Here is a 15,206-nt window from a genome sequence, read left to right as displayed (position 1 = left end):
TCCAGGCACTGAACAGGCCCAGCCGGCGTTAGCGCGTCGGCTGGGCCTTTTTTGTGGGCGTCGATCCAGCGCACTGGGCGCGCAACCATGTCAGGAACACCTGCGTCTGCTCCGTCACCTGCGGGGCCAGCCCGTAGTAGTAACGCGGCAACGGAATGCGCAACGCGGGCAACGGACAGATCAATTCCCCACTCGCCAGATAGCTGCCCAGCAGTGAAGTCGGGCACAAGGCAACACCCTGCCCCTCCACGGCGGCTTCCAGCACCCGATGCATGTGCTCGAACTGGCGTGTCGGTTGATTGGCCGATTGGGTCTGACCGAAGTGCATGGCCCAGTTGTGCCAGTCTTCGCGCCGCGCCTTGGCGATCAACAGCCGATGCGCAGCCAGCGCGTCGAGGTCGTCGAGGCCCAGGCGTTCGATCAGCGAAGGCGCCGCCACCAGCACCAACTCGTCCTCGAACAACGCCTGTGCCTCAATGGCCGGCGCCCAGTCGTCACGTCCGCGGCGAATGACGACGTCGAAGCCATCCCGCGCCTGATCCGGCGCCTGGGTCTGGGTGACCACCTGCAGTTCGATCTGCGGGTGCAAGGTGTTGAACTCAGCGAGCCTGGGGGTTAGCCACAGCAAGGCGAAGGACGGGCGCACGTTAATCTTCACCGCAGGCCGTGAGGCCTGTCGCCTCAGCTCAGCGGCGGCGCTGGCGATCTGCGCCAGGCCAGCGCTGACCTGTTCAAAGAAGTGCTGCCCGGCCGGCGTCAATACCGACTGGCGGATTCGGCGCTCGAACAGCAGCACCCCCAGGTGCTCTTCGAGCAATTTGATGTGCCGGCTGACGGCGCTGTGGCTGACATGGAGTTCCTCGGCCGCCAGGCTGAAGCTCTGGTGACGAGCGGCAGCGGCGAAGGCGCGAACAGCGTTCAAGGGTGGGAGTTGAGTGATCATGCGTCTAATTTAGTCACATATGCGCGGCAATTAAAGCGTTTGTCACGTGCTCCGCGTCCCGCCTACCTTGGCACCCAGCCAACACCTTCTGACGGAGCACGACATGCACACCTATGGACTGTTTTTACTGTTCGCCACCCTGACTATCCTCAGTCCCGGGCCGGGAGTGCTGCTGACCCTGTCCAATGCCCTGCAACACGGCTGGACCGGCGCCCTGCCAGGCATTCTCGGTATCGCCTCGGGTGCCTTCGTGGTGGCGTCAATCAGTGCCACCAGCGTCGGCCTGATTCTCAGTACCTCGGCGCAGGCCTTCAGCGTACTGAAATATGCAGGTGCCGCTTACCTGTTGTACCTGGGGTATAAAAGCTGGCGCTCCGACCGTATCAGTACGCGACTGCACAACACGCCATCGAGTCCCGGCTATCGCTACCTGGAAGCGGCGTCGATCCAGCTCCTCAACCCCAAGGCGGTGTTTTTCTTTCTCGCGGTCTTCCCGCAGTTCATTGACCCTTCGGCGCACTTCTACAGCCAGTTTTTCAAGCTGGTGGCGTCCTACGGCGTGGTGGTGATTGTTGTACACACCAGCTATGCGCTGCTTGCCAATGCCGCTCGAGGTTGGTTGTCGAGCCCCAAAGGCGCCTGGTTGGCAGCGAAGATCTCGGGCGTGACCTTCACTGGGTTCGGCCTGTTGATGGCTTCGGCCAGCCGCTAGGGCCCAGGGCTTGCGAGCGTTCGGCGCGCGGTTTGGCGGGCTTCACCTGACGCGGGCAATCGCTGGGCCGGCAACTCGATGGCGAACCGACGGCCGAATTCCTTGCGCCCAGTGGCGGTCAATGCCAGCGCCCGGCTGTCCAGGTCCTGGGTCAGCCATCTGCGCTGCAGCGCCGTTGCCAACAACGCCGCGCCCAGGGCTCCACCCAGGTGCGGGCGGCGCATGCTCCAGTCCAGGCACGGGCAGGCAAACCGTCGACGCAGTGCGCTCAGCTCACTGACCTCGATGCCCAACTGCTGGAACCCCGCCTCGCCGCTCGCGCTCAATCGATACGACTGCGGCTCGGTCACCAGCAGCCAGCCGGTTTCGAGCAACCGGTCGTGCAGCAACACCGCCAGGGTGCCGGCCATGTGGTCGTAGCAGGTGCGGGCAAATTGCAGGCGATCCGGGGTGCGCGAGGTGAAGGTTGGCGCGGCGTTCTGGCCGATCACCATCAGCGCCTCCAGGGCCTGGGCGACTTGCTGATCGGCAAGACTGTAATACCGATGCCGGCCCTGTACGTGCAGTCGCACCAGCGCCAGTTCCTTGAGCCGGGCCAGGTGGGCACTGGCCGTCGACGTGCTGACTTGGGCAATGCTCGCCAGTTCGGTGCTGGTGCGGGCATGACCATCCATCAACGAACAGAGGATTTTGGTCCGCGCCGGCTCGGCGATCGCCGCCGCCACCTGCGAGACACCGACATCGTGTTGTTCTGCACTCATATTTCGCTCCCGGACGAATCGTCGTCCTGCCGAACCCCGGATAGTAACAAGACTTGTCACTACCCATAAGGCGCGTCCCATGGACCCGATCATCGCTGCGACTCACCCTGATCCCTATCCCTACTACGCCAGTCTGCGCGCCGCCGGCGGGTTTGCCTTCGACCAGAACCTGGGCCTGTGGGTGGCCAGCAGCGCCCAGGCGGTGGCGGCGGTGCTGGCCCATGCCGACTGCCGGGTGCGCCCGGCACACGAACCGGTGCCCGCCGCGATTGCCCAGGGCGAGGCCGGCCGAGTGTTCGCCCGCTTGATGCGGATGAACGAGGGCGAACCCCACCGCTGCCCGCGTTCGGCCATGGCGCCGGTGCTGGAGCGGATCGACACCGAGCAGGTCGGCGAGCGGGTGCGTGCGCGGCTGATCACGGCAAACGCCGAAGGCCTGCACCAGGCCATGTTCATGGGGCCGGTGTGGGTCGTCGCCGCATTGCTGGGCTTCGCGCCCTCTGAAGGCAGGACCCTCAGCCAGTTGACCGCAGACTTCGTCGCCTGCCTTTCGCCCCTGAGCACTGCCGCGCAACGGGTCGCGGCCCACCAGGCCGCCGAGCAACTGAAGGGCTATTTCATCGAGCGGCTGAGCGCCCAATCCCCTCAGAGCCCCCTGCTGGAAAGCCTGCGCCAGGGCCTGACTGATCGCGAAGTCCTGCTGGCGAACCTGATCGGCCTGCTCTCCCAGACCTATGAAGCCAGTGCCGGCCTGATTGGCAACGCTGTACTGGCGCTGATCCGCGAGCCGGGGCTACTGACCGAGCCAGGGCGAGTCGATGCGTTTGTGGCTGAGGTTCAGCGCTTTGACCCGCCAGTGCAAAACACCCGGCGTTTTGTCAGCGCCCCCTGCGAGATCGAGGGCGTGCGCCTGGCCCCCGGCGATACCGTGCTGCTGTTGCTGGCCTCGGCCAACCGCGACCCGCAACTCAACCCACACCCCGAGCGCTTTGTGCTGGAGCGCCCGGCCCGGCGCAGCTTGAGTTTCGGTGCGGGACGCCACCACTGCCCCGGCCAGGCACTGGCCATGAGCATCGCCAGTGCCACGCTGAGTGAGTTGCTGACGCACAGGGAACACTTCGCCCGATTGACCTGGCACTACCGCCCTTCGCTGAACGGGCGGATTCCACTGTTCAGCGAAAAATGAGCGACCGTCAGTCGTCCCGCGTCAACACTTCCAGCAGTTCGATCTCGAACACCAGGTTGGAGTTGGGCGGGATGCTGCCCACGCTGCGTTCGCCGTAGGCCAGGTGCGCGGGCACCCGCAGTTGGCGTTTGCCACCGACCTGCATGCCGATGATGCCCTGGTCCCAGCCCTTGATCACGCGCCCGGTGCCGATCACGCACTGGAAGGGCTTGCCGCGGCTCCAGGAGGAATCGAACTCGGTGCCGTCTTCCAGGCAGCCGCGGTACTGGGTGGTGATCAACGCACCTTTGACTGCCGCTTTGCCGTTGCCCACCAGCAGGTCGGCGACCTGTAATTCATCGTTCATTGCTGCTCTCGTCTGTTCACTGGCCCGACTGGGCGTTGGGGGCAGGTTTTTCCCAGAAAACCGCGTGCTTGGCAACCTCAAGAGCCTTTGTCGAACAGCGGCTGACCCTCGTTTTTTGGCGGAGCCTGTGCGGCCTTGGCTTCAGCGGCAAAGCTTGAATCAAAAATGGCATCGGGGCTGATCCATTCGGCGTACTGGCTTTTTTTGTCGGTGACGATGCCGATCTTCTTGCCAATGCCAAACACCGAGAAGTCGATGTGCGGAAACTTCTGCAAATCCAGGGTCTGCACCTTCGCATTTCGCTCAACGTCGATGGTCTTGCCCAAGGCATCCACCGCCACCACCTCCAGAGGAGAGAGGGTAATCAACGAGGCTTGTGACGGATTGGGCGTGCTGGAGGGTGCACAGGTCTGTGCCGTGGGCAGGATCACCCCATCGGCCAACTTATGCTCCTTCTTCTGGCAATCGACAAAGACCCCTGAATTGTCCGCGGTTTGCCGCCCCAAGTAGCGATCCCCGCTATTGAGTTGCAGTATCTGTTCGGCAAACAGGTTCGATGCCTGTAGCGCCACAACCATGCCAACCCAGTTGCGCAACATAGGACCTCCTGCAACAGTGGTTAGTTGAAGAGTGTTTTCCAGCTCGGTAGTTTGGGAAAAAGTCGTTCGACGCGTTGCGTGTTGATCACATCCATTTGCGCATAAGTGACGTACTTCTTCGGCACCCGGTAAACCACCCCCATGGCGTCATACTGCGTCACCGATGTCTGTTGATCGCGCAAGACCTTTTGCACCAGTACGTAATAAGCCGCCGTGGTTTCAACCAGCAGTACGGCTTCTTTAACGCCTTGATCGGGGGTGACTTTGGCTGTCGTCAGGACCTCTGGAAACATGCCCGCCTGGTCTTTGCCGAACACCAGCCTGATGGGTGCCAATACGCCCCCGTCACGCACTTGTTGCGCCTGAAGTTCACCCTGCTGCTGCGCCAGGAACGACGTGCTCCACAGGCCCACCATCAAAAACACAGCAAATGCCGACCTATGCAGGAAATGCACCCAGGGCTTACGGTCCATGGCCCAGGCGCCGTTGAGCCAGACGTAGCAGATGGCCCCCAGGGTCAATGCCAGCAGGACCCCGACACCAAAATACTCGACCGCGGTCCAGGCGAAGGTCAGGTAGAAGTACACCGGTATATCCAGGGAAACCAGGGAAATACCGAACGTCCTGAAGTAATAGAACAATAACAACCACGAATAGAAAAACAGATAAGCCCCCAGCAGCAGGGCCGGACCACCAAAGTGTGCCGACAACTGTTCGGTCGTGCCCACCTGGCGCTCCGGAACTGGCTGTTGCGCGTTAGTCTGATTCGACATAAAGCCAATCTCTTCAGGGAATTATTGGCAAACCGGCCTTCAGTCTATGGAGTCTAGTAGTGATGCGGATGGCTGCTGCCTGGAGGTTTGCTTGCCCCGTATGCCTGTTAAAACAGCGACTATGCTGATCACCACTCACTGCCCGAACGTGCAACTTGAACCTTAGCCAGCAGCTATGTCCCAGCATGAATGCACTGCGCTGCGGCTCCAGAGGTAGATGCAATGACCGACATCGTGATGCAAGCCAAGGGTTTCACCCGTTTTGACTTCAGCGACGGCCATTACAGCCATCCTGTCTACGACAAAGGCCACGGGCCAAAAGTCATCGTCATGCATGAGTTGCCCGGCCTGACCCATACGGTGCTGGACTTTGCCGACCGGCTGATCGCCGCCGGCTTTCGCGTGTACCTGCCGCTGCTGTTCGGAGAAGCTGCTGGACGATGCGCCAGTGGGCAACCTGGCGAAGCTGTGCATCAGCAAGGAGTTCGGCCACCTCAAGGCGGGCACCACGGCCCCCGTCTGCGACTGGTTGCGCGCCCTGTCGCGCGAGGTTCAGCAGCAAACGCCCACCACAGAGCGAGTCGGGGCGATCGGCATGTGCGTGACGGGAGCATTCGTCATCCCGCTGATCCTTGAGGACGCCGTGGTGACTGGCGTAGTCTCCCAGCCTTCGATTCCATTTTCGGCTGTCTACCACGCAACCGGCCTGGGTGAAGGGGACTGGATGCGGGAAATGAACGTATCCGACCAGGACCTGTTCGACGCCGCTGACTGCGCTGCGGACAAAGACAAGCACATCCTGGTTCAACGCTTCATCGATGATCGGTTATGCCCGGCAGCCCGGGTCCAACTGATCGCCGAACGTTTCGACCAACAGGCCGAACTGCACGAGTATCCCTCGCCAACACCGCACGTGGCCCACCCCCATGCCGTGCTGACCGAGGAATACGCCAACGCCGAGCCTTCGGACACCGACCCGACACGCATTGCCTTGCAGCGGGTCATCGAATTTCTGCGCGTGCACCTGAACTAGCGTCACCCAGGCTGGGCACTAAGCCATCTGCTTGCCCAGCCGGTATTGATTATTGCCACTGCGCTTGGCCTCATACATGGCCAGGTCAGCGATGTGCAGCAGGGTGTCCATGCTCGGGGCATGGTCGGGGAACACCGCGACGCCGAGGCTGCTGCCGACGTGGCACAGGTCCACGCCGATGCTGATCGGGGGCAACAGCTCGATGAAGATCTTCTGGCAGATGCTGTGGGCCTCGTCCTGCAGGCTCTTGCCCTGGGGTAAGCCCTCGATAATGACCACGAACTCATCGCCGCCGATGCGTGCCACCGTGTCCCCCGCCCGCAGGATGGTGTTCAGGCGAGTCGCGGTGGTCCTCAACACCCGGTCGCCGGCGGCATGCCCATAAACATCATTGATTGCCTTGAAGCCGTTGAGGTCGACAAATACCAGCATCACCCGCGTGGCACTCAGGCGCGCCAACTCCAGCGCCTTGGCCAGGCGTTTTTCCAGGACCAGCCGGTTCGGCAGCCCGGTCAGCGGATCCGCATGCGCCAGGGTCTGTAGCTGCCTGGCGCTGGCTTTCTCTTCGCTGATGTCGCGCACCACCCCCATCATCTTGACCACCGAGCGATCGGCGCTCTTGACCACATTGCCGGTTTCCCGCAGCCAATGGATGCTGCCGTCCGGCCAGACCACTCGGTACTCTTCGTCATGGTTTTCGCCGGTGGCCAGGCAACGGAGTTCGCCGGCACGCACTTGCGCGCGGTCGTCGGGGTGCACGCAGGAGCAGAACAGTTGATAGCTGGGCGTCACCTCGCCGACCTTGAAGCCGAACATGCCGTAGATCGCGTCGGACCAATACAGCTGTTCGGTGTCGACGTCCCAGTCCCATGTGCCGATCCGCGCGAAATACTGGCTGCGCTTGAACCGCTCGACATCCTCGGGTTGGGTGCCCGGGGCGCCGAGATTCGCGGAGTGAATGGCCGGCCACTTGTCCAGCAGCGCCCGGTACTGCGCCCGGAGCTGGCGCAATTGCCGCTCGCGCAGCACCAGCACGGCGATCAGGAGCAGGATCACCCCTACGGCACCCAGGCCGAACCAGATCGAGTTCATCAAAGGGCTGGCGTCATAGCGCTTGACGTCCTGGGCAGTAATGGCGATTCGCTATATTACTCCAGGCGCTCCTCGGCGTAACACTCTGTTGTCAGACTGGCCCCGGCTGATCCAACGATGCAGTCAGCGTTCCCCACCGTTACACTGCGCGTCGAATCAGACGGCGTCAGACCCGTGTTTAGCCTTTTTTTCTGTCCAGGAGTGACTCATGCCCCATGAAGGCAACCTGTTGCAAGCCGCTGTGGTGTTTCTGTTTGCGGCGGTGCTCACCGTGCCTTTGGCCAAACGCCTGCAACTGGGGGCCGTGCTGGGCTACCTGCTGGCCGGGGTCCTCATCGGCCCCGCCGTACTGGGACTGATCGGCAACCCGCAAAGCGTGATGCATATTTCCGAGCTGGGCGTGGTCCTGCTGCTGTTCATCATCGGCCTGGAACTGTCCCCGCGCCGGCTCTGGGTAATGCGCAAGGCGGTGTTCGGCGTCGGCCTGGCCCAGGTGCTGTTGACGGCCTCGGTGATCGGCGTGCTGGCGTTCTATCTGTTTGGCCAGAAGCTCAACAGCGCCATCGTGCTCGGCCTTGGCCTGGCCCTGTCGTCCACCGCCTTCGGCCTGCAAAGCCTGGCCGAACGCAAGGAACTGACCAGCCCCCACGGGCGCCTGGCGTTTGCCATCCTGCTGTTCCAGGACATTGCCGCAATCCCGCTGATTGCCATGGTGCCGCTACTGGCCGGGGGCAATGCCACCACCACCCCCGCCGAAGACCTCAACCATGGGTTGCAGGTGCTGGGCAGTATCGCCGTGGTGGTCGTGGGTGGGCGGTACCTGTTGCGCCCGGTCTTTCGTATCGTCGCCAAGTCCGGCCTGCCGGAAGTGTCCACCGCCACCGCGTTGCTGGTGGTGATCGGCACCGCCTGGTTGATGGACGAAGTCGGGATATCGATGGCCCTCGGGGCGTTCCTCGCCGGCCTGCTGCTGGCGGACTCCGAATACCGCCACGAACTGGAAGCGCAGATCGAACCGTTCAAGGGCCTACTGCTGGGGCTGTTTTTCATGAGCGTGGGCATGGGCGCCAACATCAGCCTGTTGTTCAGCGCCCCGGTCGCGGTGCTGGGCCTGACGGTGCTGCTGATTTCACTGAAGTTGCCGATGCTGTACCTGGTCGGACGCATGGCCGGGGGCCTCAACCGCGTGAGTGCGGTGCGCCTGGGCATTGTCCTGGCCGCCGGCGGTGAATTTGCCTTCGTGGTGTTCAAGATCGGTCGCGACCAAGGCTTGTTCGATGCCCGCCTGTATGACCTGCAAGTGCTGACTATTACCCTGTCCATGGCCGTCACTCCCCTGCTGCTTCTGCTGTGCGCGCGCCTGGCCAAACCCAAGGTCGAACCGGTCGCCGTGCCGCCGCACCTGCGTGAGATCGACACCGACACCCCGCGCGTGGTGATTGCTGGCATGGGCCGCATGGGGCAGATCGTGGCGCGGATCCTGCGGGCGCAGAAAATCCGCTTTGTGGCCCTCGACACCTCGGTGGAAACCATCGAACTGTCCCGCAGTTTTGGCGGGGTCCCGGTGTTCTATGGCGACCCGATGCGCCCGGAGATCCTCAGCGCGGCCAAGGTCGAGCAGGCGGAGTTCTTCGTGATTGCCACCGACGACCCGGACACCAACATCAAGACTGCGGAACTGGTGCGCCGGCTCTACCCCCACATGAAGATCATCGCCCGCGCGCGTAACCGCCAGCACGTGCATCGCCTGGTCGACCTGGGCGCCGAGGCGGTGCGGGAAACCTTCCATTCCAGCCTGGAAATGAGCCGCATGACCCTGATCGGCCTGGGACTGAGCAAGGCTCAGGCCGCAGCGCGCATCGAAACCTTCAAGCAGCATGACGAACAGGTGCTCGAAGCCCAGCGCGCGATCTACGACGATGCCGTCAAAGTCTTGCAGACCGCCCAGGAGGCACGGGAGGAACTGGCCCGGTTGTTCGAGGCCGACCAATTGCAGGAAGAGTCCCCCAAGGTGGTCTAGGGACATGGCTTGCAGCCGACACTGGCACCTTCGCGGGCAAGGCGGCGAAGCACGATAACGCGGTCCAACCTTTTCAAGGAGCTCTGAATGAGCAGCACCGAGCAATCCTCCCCGGCCCTGAAGGAAATCTTCAACGCCGAGCGCTTTGCCCACATCGCCAGTGAACTGCGTGCGGTGTACCCGGCGTTCGATCACCAGGCGTTCCTGGCCATGGCCTGCGACGGACTCGAACCACTGTCGGTGATGCAGCGCATGGCCCACACCGCCGAGTGCCTGCACGCCGTGCTGGGCCTGGACTACGAGCAGTCGCTGGAGGTCCTGCGCCAGTTGGCACCACGCCTGAACAGTGGCTTCGTCAGCATGTTCCTGGCGCACTACGTTGCGCGCTACGGCAGCCACGCCTTCGAACTGTCGATGGACGCGCTGCAGCACTTCACCCGCTTCGGCTCCTCGGAGTTTGCGGTGCGGCACTTCCTGCAAAGCGACTTCGAACGCACCCTGGCCCTGATGCACGACTGGTCGCTGGACCCCAACGAACACGTGCGCCGGCTCGCCAGCGAAGGCAGCCGGCCACGTTTGCCCTGGTCGTTCCGCCTGGAGCAGGTCCAGGCCGACCCGCGCCTGGCCGCCAAGATCATCGACAACCTCAAGGCCGACAGCAGCCTGTACGTGCGCAAGTCAGTGGCCAACCACCTCAACGACATCACCAAGGACCACCCGGACTGGGTGCTGGACACCCTCGAGGGCTGGTCGCTGGAGGATCCGCGCACGGCCTGGATAGCCCGCCACGCCCTGCGTAGCCTGATCAAGCAGGGCAATCAGCGGGCACTGACGTTGATCGGCGCCGGTGGCAAGCCTGAGGTCGAGATTCATCAACTGACCGTCGAACCCGCCGTGATCGCCTTGGGGCAACGCATCAGCCTGTCGTTCGAGACTGCAGTCCACCGCCGATGCCGAGCAGCGCCTGGTGGTGGATTACGCCATCGAATACGTCAAGGCCTCGGGGGCGACGTCGGCCAAGGTGTTCAAACTCAAGGGCCTCACCCTGCCCGCCCGGAACCGACAGACACTCAGCCGCGCCCAGCACGTGCGCGACATGACCACCCGCAAGCACTACCCCGGCACCCACGCGGTACACATCATGGTCAATGGCGAGCGACTGGCGAGCACGGCCTTCGAAATCACTTCCTAAACCCATGCTTCCCTAGCGTGCGGATATCCGAAAAAACAGGCGGCCGGTAGGCCGCCTCGCCCGCCCTTACCACTCAACAGGCCGAACGTTACCTCGCCTGCTGCTCTTGATCTTGATCCACCCGCCCCAGCAACAGGGCCTGCTCGCGCTCACATAACTGCACCACAAAATCCCACAACACCCGCAGCCGCACCGACTTGTGCAGCTCGCGCCGGGTGCTGATCCAGTAGCTGCGCTGGATGCTCTCGGCCGGCAGCAGCGGCACCAGGCCCGGATCGCCGCTGGCCATGTAGCACGGCAACACGGCGATCCCCAGGCCCGCGCGCGCGGCCTGTTGCTGGGCGATCACGCTGGTACTGTGGAACACCACCTGGGGGCTGCGGCAGAAGCTGTTGAGGAACATCAGTTCCTGGCTGAACAACAGGTCGTCGACATAGCCGATCCAGGCGTGGCGGCCCAGGTCTTCGCGGCTGCGCAGGGGCGGCGCGCGATCGAGGTAGTCCTGGCTGGCATACAGCGCCAGGCGGTAGTCGGTGAGTTTGCGGGTGACCAGCATGTCCGCCGACGGCCGCTCCAGGTGAATGCTGATCTCGGCTTCGCGGTTGAGGATGCTGACGAACCGCGGCACGGCCACCAGTTCCACCTCAAGCCCCGGGTAGCGGTCAAACAGGCCCTTCATGCGACTGGCGAGGAACATGATGCCCAGCCCTTCCGTGACCCCCACGCGGATTTTGCCCAAGGGCGCGCTGGACTGGGTGATTTCTTCCTGGGCCAGCAAGGCGACATTTTCCATGGCCTCGGCATGTTTAAGCAGCGCTTCGCCAGCCGGGGTCAACTGGTAACCCTGCGCCTGCTGGACAAACAACGCGGTGCCCAGGCTCTGTTCGATTGCCTCGATATGCCGCGCCACCGTGGCATGGGTGGTTTTCAAGCGCTTGGCGGCGGTCAGCAAGCGACCGCTGCGTTGCAGTTCGAGAAAAAACCGCAGGTCATTCCAGTCGAACATCGGTCTTCCTTGTTTAACGTTGGGCTTGTCGCTGTTTATAAACGCACAGCGGCTGAGCAAAAACTAACATTCTTTTATCGAAAACTAACAACTAGGATGAAGCGCAATAAGAACAACACGCTGCGAGGTCATGGATGTCACCAGTCGTTGATGCATACGATTACATCGTGGTCGGCGCCGGGCCCGCCGGCTGCCTGTTGGCCAATCGGCTGAGCGCCAACCCGCAACATCGGGTGCTGTTGCTCGAAGCCGGCGGGCGCGACAACTATCCCTGGATCCATATCCCCGTCGGCTACCTGTTCTGCATCGGCAATCCGCGCACCGACTGGTGCTACAAGACCCAGGCCCAAGCCGGCCTGCAGGGCCGCAGCCTGAGCTACCCACGGGGCAAAGTGCTGGGCGGCAGTTCGTCGATCAACGGCATGATCTACATGCGCGGCCAGGCTGGCGACTATGATCGCTGGGCCAGCGAAGGCAACCCCGGCTGGAGCTGGAACGAGGTACTGCCGCTGTTTCGCCAGAGCGAAAACCATTTTGCCGGCGCCGACGACTTTCACGGCGCCAGCGGCGAATGGCGGGTTGAACGCCAGCGCCTGTCATGGCCGATTCTCGACGCCTTTCGCAGCGCCGCCGAACAAACCGGCATCGCCAACATCGACGACTTCAACCAGGGCGACAACGAAGGCTGCGGCTATTTCCAGGTCAACCAGAAGGCCGGCGTGCGCTGGAACGCCGCCAAGGCATTTCTCAGACCTGTCGCCCATCGGCCAAACCTGACGGTACTGACGGGGGTCGATGTCGACCGCGTGCTCCTGGAGAACGGCCGGGCCTGCAAGGTCACCGCGCGCTGGCAAGGCCAGGCCAGCACCTTCACTGCGCGCCGGGAAATCATCCTCAGCGCCGGCGCCGTCGGCTCGCCCAGCATTCTCCAGCGCTCCGGCATCGGCCCGGCCGCCCTGCTCAAGCGCCTGGGCATCAACCTGGTCCATGAGCTCAATGGCGTCGGTGGCAACCTGCAGGATCACCTGCAACTGCGCTTGATCTACAAGCTGGAAAACGCCCGCACCCTGAACCAGATTGCCGGCAGCCTGTGGGGCAAGATGGGCATGGGCCTGCGCTACCTGTACGACCGCAGCGGTCCGCTGTCGATGGCCCCCAGCCAACTCGGCGCCTTTGCCCGCTCAGGGCCCGAACAGACCTCGGCCAACCTTGAATACCATGTCCAGCCGCTGTCCCTGGAGCGCTTCGGCGAGCCACTGCACGCGTTCCCGGCGTTCACCGCCTCGGTGTGCGACCTGCGTCCGCAAAGCCGTGGCCGGATCGAGATCAGCTCGGCCGACCCACAGCAGGCGCCGCTGATCCAGCCCAACTACTTGAGCCACCCCGAAGACCTGCGCGTGGCCGCCGCGGCCATTCGCCTGACCCGGCGGATCGTCAGCGCCAAGGCCCTGCAACCGTTCAAGCCGGTGGAGTATCTGCCGGGTGCCGAATTGCACACCGAGGAGCAGTTGCACGAGGCCGCCGCGCGGATCGGCACGACCATCTTCCACCCGGTGGGCACCTGCCGCATGGGCCAGGATGGCGATGCGGTCGTCGATGCCCAACTGCGGGTTCACGGCATTCCCGGCCTGCGCATCGCCGACGCCTCAATCATGCCCCACATCACCTCGGGCAATACCTGTTCACCCACGCTGATGATCGCCGAGAAGGCGGCACAGCTGATTCTCGCCTCACCGACAAGGAGCAACGCCATACCCACAGAACGAGCAACCGTACCGCACCTCTAGGACAGCAGACGCACCAGCCCGCAAGGCCGGTGCCGACAGTGGAACAACAATAAATAAACACTGTGAGGGATACCCGTATGTCAGACCAGGCAACTGCCGTGGCAGGAACGTTGAGCACCGGCACCAGCAAGGAAACCCAGAAAGTCATCTTCGCCTCATCCCTGGGGACCGTTTTCGAATGGTATGACTTCTTTCTCTATGGCGCCCTCGCGGCGGTCATCAGCAAGCAGTTTTTCGCTGGGGTCAACGACACCACCGCGTTCATCTTCGCCCTGATGGCGTTCGCCGCCGGTTTCATCGTGCGGCCGTTCGGCGCGTTGGTGTTCGGCCGGTTGGGGGACATGATCGGACGCAAATACACCTTCCTCGCCACCATCATCCTGATGGGTGTGGCAACCTTCTGCGTCGGCCTGCTGCCGACCTACGCCAGCATCGGTATCGCCGCGCCGATCATCCTGGTGGTGCTGCGCATGCTCCAGGGCCTGGCCCTGGGCGGTGAGTACGGCGGGGCCGCGACCTACGTCGCCGAGCACGCGCCCATGGGCAAACGCGGATTCCACACCAGCTGGATTCAATCCACCGCGACCCTCGGCCTGCTCCTGTCGCTGCTGGTGGTGCTGGGGTGCCGCTACTTCACCGGCGACCAGTTCGAAGTCTGGGGCTGGCGCATTCCGTTCCTGCTGTCGATCGTGCTGCTGGGCATCTCCACCTGGATCCGCCTGAGCCTGCATGAGTCACCGGCCTTCCTGAAAATGAAAGAAGAAGGCAAGTCCTGCAAGGCGCCGATCCGCGAGTCCTTCGGCAACTGGGAAAACCTCAAGGTGGTGTTGATTGCGCTGTTCAGCATCAACGCCGGGCAAGCGGTGACGTTCTACGCGGCGCAGTTCTACGTGCTGTTCTTCCTCACCCAGTTCCTCAAGATGGACCCGGCCCTGGCCAACACCCTGCTGATTGTCAGCGTGGTGATCGGCGCGCCGTTCTTCATTTTCTTCGGCTGGCTGTCGGACCGGGTCGGGCGCAAACCGATCCTGATGCTCGGCCTGCTGCTGGCGACCGTGCTGTACTTCCCGATCTTCAAGACCCTGGCCCACTACGCCAACCCGGCCATCGACCGCGCCAGCCAACAGGCACCGATTACCGTGCTGGCCGATCCAGCCACCTGCACGTTCCAGTTCGACCCGGTCGGCAAAGCGCGTTTCGACAGCCCGTGCGACAAGGTCAAGACCTTCCTGGTCAAGCAGGGCCTGCCCTACAGCAGCGCGGCCGCACCGGCCGGCAGTGGTGTGCAAGTGAGCATTGGCGAGGTGAAAATCGACGGTTACGACGAAGCCGCCCTGCGCGGTGCCGTGACCCTGGCCGGTTATCCGCAGACCGCCGATACCCAGCAGGTCAACAAACCGATGATCGTGGCCCTGATCGTGGCGCTGATCATCATCTCGGCGATGTGCTACGGGCCGCTGGCGGCCTTGATGGTCGAACTGTTCCCGACCCGCATCCGCTACACCTCGATGTCCCTGCCCTACCACATCGGCAACGGCTGGTTCGGCGGCTTCCTGCCCACGGTATCGTTTGCCCTGGTGGTGTACACCGGCGATATCTTCTACGGCCTGTGGTACCCGGTGCTGATCACCGGCGTGAGCCTGGTGGTGGGCCTGTTGTGCCTGCGGGAAACCAAGGACGTCGACCTGGAGAAGAACTGAGCCCGAAGGGCCCACTCCTACAGGTCCTGTGTAAATCGGGCCCTGTAGGCACCGCA

General features: G+C 63.1%; 14 protein-coding genes and 1 pseudogene. 8 read left to right on the top strand and 7 right to left on the bottom strand.

Going from position 1 to position 15,206, the window contains the following annotated elements; all coding sequences use genetic code 11:
- Positions 1 to 28: 28 nt before the first annotated feature.
- Positions 29 to 943: a LysR substrate-binding domain-containing protein gene (locus Q1W70_RS22495; RefSeq protein WP_166592189.1), complete on the bottom strand. Its 915-nt coding sequence runs from the start codon at positions 941 to 943 to the stop codon at positions 29 to 31.
- Between the two features lie 103 nt (positions 944 to 1,046).
- Here Q1W70_RS22495 and Q1W70_RS22490 point away from each other — a divergent pair, with 103 nt between their 5' ends.
- On the top strand, positions 1,047 to 1,655 hold the full coding sequence (locus Q1W70_RS22490; RefSeq protein ID WP_166592190.1) for a LysE family translocator: 609 nt from the start codon (positions 1,047 to 1,049) through the stop codon (positions 1,653 to 1,655).
- Here the strand turns inward: Q1W70_RS22490 and Q1W70_RS22485 are convergent.
- Positions 1,652 to 2,416, bottom strand: coding sequence for an ArsR/SmtB family transcription factor (locus Q1W70_RS22485; RefSeq protein ID WP_265537812.1), 765 nt, complete (start codon positions 2,414 to 2,416; stop codon positions 1,652 to 1,654). The two genes, Q1W70_RS22490 and Q1W70_RS22485, sit on opposite strands and share 4 nt — an antisense overlap.
- 79 nt (positions 2,417 to 2,495) lie before the next feature.
- Between Q1W70_RS22485 and Q1W70_RS22480 the strand changes: the two genes are divergently transcribed.
- Positions 2,496 to 3,602: a cytochrome P450 gene (locus Q1W70_RS22480; RefSeq protein WP_302097980.1), complete on the top strand. Its 1,107-nt coding sequence runs from the start codon at positions 2,496 to 2,498 to the stop codon at positions 3,600 to 3,602.
- A gap of 7 nt (positions 3,603 to 3,609) precedes the next feature.
- On the opposite strand, the gene Q1W70_RS22475 is transcribed toward Q1W70_RS22480, so the two are convergent.
- From Q1W70_RS22475 to Q1W70_RS22465, 3 genes are all read right to left on the bottom strand, one after another.
- Entirely contained in the window at positions 3,610 to 3,948 is a 339-nt protein-coding gene (locus Q1W70_RS22475) for an FKBP-type peptidyl-prolyl cis-trans isomerase (protein ID WP_265537814.1), read from the bottom strand.
- Positions 3,949 to 4,025: 77 nt separating this feature from the next.
- Positions 4,026 to 4,547, bottom strand: a complete 522-nt coding sequence (locus tag Q1W70_RS22470) for a hypothetical protein (protein WP_166592194.1) — start codon at positions 4,545 to 4,547, stop codon at positions 4,026 to 4,028.
- Between the two features lie 20 nt (positions 4,548 to 4,567).
- Positions 4,568 to 5,320: a hypothetical protein gene (locus Q1W70_RS22465; protein WP_166592195.1), complete on the bottom strand. Its 753-nt coding sequence runs from the start codon at positions 5,318 to 5,320 to the stop codon at positions 4,568 to 4,570.
- Positions 5,321 to 5,542: 222 nt separating this feature from the next.
- Here Q1W70_RS22465 and Q1W70_RS22460 point away from each other — a divergent pair, with 222 nt between their 5' ends.
- A complete protein-coding gene (locus tag Q1W70_RS22460) occupies positions 5,543 to 5,956 on the top strand; it encodes a dienelactone hydrolase family protein (RefSeq protein WP_302097979.1) in 414 nt (137 codons plus the stop codon).
- 97 nt (positions 5,957 to 6,053) lie between these two features.
- Positions 6,054 to 6,353, top strand: a complete 300-nt coding sequence (locus tag Q1W70_RS22455) for a hypothetical protein (RefSeq protein ID WP_302097977.1) — start codon at positions 6,054 to 6,056, stop codon at positions 6,351 to 6,353.
- An 18-nt stretch (positions 6,354 to 6,371) separates the two neighbouring features.
- Here the strand turns inward: Q1W70_RS22455 and Q1W70_RS22450 are convergent, their stop codons facing one another.
- Positions 6,372 to 7,445 (bottom strand): sensor domain-containing diguanylate cyclase, encoded by a 1,074-nt coding sequence (locus tag Q1W70_RS22450; RefSeq protein WP_166592197.1) that lies wholly within the window; start codon positions 7,443 to 7,445, stop codon positions 6,372 to 6,374.
- Between the two features lie 208 nt (positions 7,446 to 7,653).
- Between Q1W70_RS22450 and Q1W70_RS22445 the strand changes: the two genes are divergently transcribed.
- Together Q1W70_RS22445 and Q1W70_RS22440 are read left to right on the top strand one after the other, a co-directional pair.
- Positions 7,654 to 9,465, top strand: a complete 1,812-nt coding sequence (locus tag Q1W70_RS22445; RefSeq protein ID WP_166592198.1) for a monovalent cation:proton antiporter-2 (CPA2) family protein — start codon at positions 7,654 to 7,656, stop codon at positions 9,463 to 9,465.
- A gap of 87 nt (positions 9,466 to 9,552) precedes the next feature.
- Positions 9,553 to 10,657, top strand: a pseudogene (locus Q1W70_RS22440) (DNA alkylation repair protein).
- Positions 10,658 to 10,745: 88 nt separating this feature from the next.
- On the opposite strand, the gene Q1W70_RS22435 reads toward Q1W70_RS22440, so the two are convergent.
- Entirely contained in the window at positions 10,746 to 11,663 is a 918-nt protein-coding gene (locus Q1W70_RS22435; RefSeq protein WP_166592200.1) for a LysR family transcriptional regulator, read from the bottom strand.
- Between the two features lie 134 nt (positions 11,664 to 11,797).
- On the opposite strand from Q1W70_RS22435, the gene Q1W70_RS22430 reads away from it, so the two are divergent.
- On the top strand, positions 11,798 to 13,450 hold the full coding sequence (locus Q1W70_RS22430) for a GMC family oxidoreductase (protein ID WP_166592201.1): 1,653 nt from the start codon (positions 11,798 to 11,800) through the stop codon (positions 13,448 to 13,450).
- A gap of 77 nt (positions 13,451 to 13,527) precedes the next feature.
- Positions 13,528 to 15,150, top strand: coding sequence for an MFS transporter (locus Q1W70_RS22425; RefSeq protein WP_166592202.1), 1,623 nt, complete (start codon positions 13,528 to 13,530; stop codon positions 15,148 to 15,150).
- Positions 15,151 to 15,206 lie beyond the last annotated feature (56 nt).

The organism is Pseudomonas kielensis (assembly GCF_030505375.1).
GTDB lineage: Bacteria > Pseudomonadota > Gammaproteobacteria > Pseudomonadales > Pseudomonadaceae > Aquipseudomonas > Aquipseudomonas kielensis.
The sequence above is the reverse complement of the archived record's forward strand: the minus strand, read 5'-3'. Positions and strand labels throughout refer to the sequence as shown.